General features: G+C 35.1%; 3 protein-coding genes. 2 read left to right on the forward strand and 1 reads right to left on the reverse strand.

What is annotated here, in order from left to right:
- Positions 1 to 209 precede the first annotated feature (209 nt).
- A complete protein-coding gene (locus tag ACTTG8_RS09995) occupies positions 210 to 1,088 on the forward strand; it encodes a phosphoribosylaminoimidazolesuccinocarboxamide synthase (RefSeq protein WP_442561961.1) in 879 nt (292 codons plus the stop codon).
- A 166-nt stretch (positions 1,089 to 1,254) separates the two neighbouring features.
- On the opposite strand, the gene rpsT is transcribed toward ACTTG8_RS09995, so the two are convergent.
- Positions 1,255 to 1,518: a 30S ribosomal protein S20 gene (gene rpsT / locus ACTTG8_RS10000; protein WP_442551979.1), complete on the reverse strand. Its 264-nt coding sequence runs from the start codon at positions 1,516 to 1,518 to the stop codon at positions 1,255 to 1,257.
- Positions 1,519 to 1,729: 211 nt separating this feature from the next.
- Between rpsT and lepA the strand changes: the two genes are divergently transcribed.
- Complete coding sequence (gene lepA / locus ACTTG8_RS10005) at positions 1,730 to 3,547, forward strand: translation elongation factor 4 (RefSeq protein WP_442561962.1); 1,818 nt, start codon at positions 1,730 to 1,732, stop codon at positions 3,545 to 3,547.
- The last annotated feature ends 1 nt before the right edge of the window (position 3,548 follow it).

Raw genomic sequence — 3,548 nt, forward strand, 5'->3', positions numbered from 1 at the left:
GACAACGACAAAGTGCACAAAGTTTGGAAAGTTTAATGTACAGAATAGACAAAATAAGATAAATTTACAGATGGCAATTAAATTTATTAGAATAAGTGAAAAATACCACAGGTAAATATTATAATTGCTAATATAGATATTTATATTTATAAGTGATATATTATAGTGGTAGGGTTTTATTAAAACTTACTTATGAAAGGATGAAGATTATGAAAGATTATACACCGGTTAAAGAAGGAAAGATAAGGGAAGTTTATGATATAGGCGATAGCCTTATTATGGTGGCAACGGACAGAATATCTGCATTTGACCATATATTAAAGAATAAAATATCTGATAAGGGAGCAATCCTTACACTTATGTCAAAGTTTTGGTTTGATTTTACAAAGGATATTCTTCCTAACCATATGATTAGTGTGGATGTAAATGATATGCCGGAGTATTTTAGAAAACCTGAATTTACAGGCAATAGCATGAAAGTGAAAAAACTTCGTATGTTTCCACTTGAGTGTATAGTTCGTGGATATATAACGGGAAGTGGTTGGGTAAGCTATAAAGAAGATGGTACAGTCTGTGGAATAAAACTTAAAGAAGGGCTTAGTGAATCTGAAAAATTGCCTGAGCCTATATATACGCCTAGTACAAAGGCAGATATTGGTATTCATGATGAGAATATTTCTTATGAACAGAGTATCAAGGTACTTGAAAAGGAGTTTCTGGGAAAGGGTGAAGAATATGCACTAAAACTTAAAGAGGCAACTATTGCTCTTTATAAAAAATGTGCAGATTATGCTCTCTCTAAAGGAATTATAATAGCAGATACAAAGTTTGAGTTTGGACTTGATGAAAATGATAATATAGTTATAGGTGATGAGATGCTTACACCAGATAGCTCAAGGTTTTGGCCACTTGAAGGCTTTAAAGTGGGAGGAGGACAGCCTTCTTATGATAAGCAGTTTGTAAGAGATTGGCTCAAGGAAAATCCTGACAGTGATTATTTATTGCCGGATGAGGTTATTGAGAAAACTATTGAAAAATATAAAGAGGCTTTTAAACTTCTTACCGGAGAAGATTTTAGTAAAAATTAATTAATAAATATGAGGGCATTATAGCGATTTCTCTATGAGATTTGTTGTAGTGCCTTTAAAATTATTAGAATAGAAGAGATTATTATATTAGTAATAATTGATAGAGAAAAGAAAAAAGCCACCATACTGATGACGATATGGTAGCAATTTTATTTAATATAATAAATTACGCAAGTTTATTTACAGACTTTGTAAGACGAGAAATCTTTCTAGAAGCTGTTTTTCTATGATATACGCCTTTATTAGCAGCCTTATCAATAGCAGCAACTGCAGGAATAAGAGCAACCTTAGCTGCCTCGTTATCGCTTACAGCAACAGCAGAAACAACTTTCTTTACAAGAGTCTTAACCTTAGAAGTAATCATTTTATTTCTAAGAGTCTTCTTTGCAGCAACTTTAATTCTTTTCTTAGCAGATTTAATATTAGCCAATTTAACACCTCCATTATCATTATAAGATTAAAAAGTGTTTCATTAATCCGGACACGGACGCTTAACGCAAACACACTAAATAACTTTAATACAAAAAAGGAAGATTGTCAACAGATTTTAAGGAATTTTACTTGATAAATTTATAAAAATACTGTAATCTGTATTAGTCAGATAAATGGAATATAACAATACTATATTTATGGAGAAAAGAATGTCAGAGATAAATACAAAAAATATTAGAAATTTTTGCATAATAGCACATATTGACCATGGCAAGTCTACTCTTGCAGATAGAATAATAGAGGCAACAGGAACTCTTACCAAGAGGGAGATGCAGGATCAGATACTTGATAATATGGATCTTGAGAGGGAGAGGGGAATTACCATCCGTTCTCAGGCAGTAAGAGTAGTGTATAAGTCTAAAGATGGAGAGGAGTATATCTTTAATCTTATAGATACTCCGGGTCATGTGGACTTTAACTACGAGGTATCAAGGAGTCTTGCAGCTTGCGAAGGAGCTATCCTTGTAGTAGATGCATCTCAGGGAGTTGAGGCTCAGACACTTGCAAATGTATATCTTGCCTTGGAGCATGACCTTACAGTTGTGCCTGTTATAAACAAGGTTGATCTTCCAAGTGCAGATCCTGATAGGGTAAAAGAAGAAATAGAGGATATTATAGGCATAGAGGCTCACGACGCACCACTTATTTCTGCAAAAAACGGCTTAAATATAGAAGATGTTTTAGAGGCGATAGTAGAAAAAGTACCGGCTCCTAAGGGTTTGCCTGAAAACAAGTTGAAAGCACTTATTTTTAATTCTCTTTATGATTCTTATAAGGGAGTTATAGTTTTTGCAAGGATAATGGAAGGTACTGTAAAAAAGGGTACTAAGATAAAGATGTTCCAGTCAAGTGGAGTTGAGGAAGTAGTTGAAGTAGGTACTTTTGGAGCAGGTCAATTCATCCCTTGTGAGGAGCTTACAGCCGGTATGGTTGGCTATATTACAGCTAGTATAAAAGACCTTAGACAGACAAAGGTTGGAGATACAATTACAGATAAAGACAATCCTTGTGAGGAGGCTTTACCGGGATATAAGAAGGTACTTCCTATGGTTTATTGTGGTCTTTATCCTGCTGATGGAGCACATTATTCAGACCTTAGAGATGCACTGGAAAAATTACAGCTAAATGATGCAGCTCTTCAGTTTGAGCCTGAAACCTCTGTTGCTCTCGGTTTTGGATTTAGATGTGGTTTTCTTGGACTTCTTCACCTTGATGTGGTTCAGGAAAGGCTTGAGAGAGATTATGATATTGACCTTGTTGCCACTGCACCTAGTGTGGTATACAAGATTCATAAGACAGATGGTACAGTGATTGATATAACCAATCCTTCCAATTTACCCGATCCGTCAGAAATTGACTATATGGAAGAACCTATAGTTAGGGCTGAGATTATGGTGACTACCGAGTATCTTGGATCTATTATGAAACTTTGTCAAGAAAGACGAGGGGTCAATAATGGAATGGACTATATTGAGGAAACAAGGGTAGTAATTAAATATGACCTTCCTTTAAATGAAATAATTTATGACTTCTTTGATGCACTTAAATCTCGCTCAAGAGGCTATGCATCCTTTGATTATGAGTTCAAGGGATATCAGAAAGCAGAGCTTGTAAAAATGGATATTCTTATTAATAGAGAATCGGTGGATGCCCTTTCGTTTATTATAGTTAAAGAGGGTGCTTATGAAAGAGCTAAGAAAATGTGTGAGAAACTTAAAAATGAAATTCCTCGCCAGCTCTTTGAAGTTCCTATTCAGGCAGCTATCGGCAGTAAGGTAATTGCGAGGGAAACTGTAAGAGCTATGCGTAAAGATGTGCTTGCAAAGTGCTACGGTGGAGATATTTCAAGAAAGAGAAAGCTACTTGAGAAACAGAAAGAAGGTAAGAAGAGGATGAGAGAGGTAGGTAATGTAGAGATACCTCAGAGTGCATTTATGAGTGTGCTTAAGCTTGATTCAGGGGATTGAT

This window comes from Catonella sp. (assembly GCF_052173895.1).
In the GTDB taxonomy this organism is placed as follows: Bacteria; Bacillota; Clostridia; order Lachnospirales; family Lachnospiraceae; genus Catonella.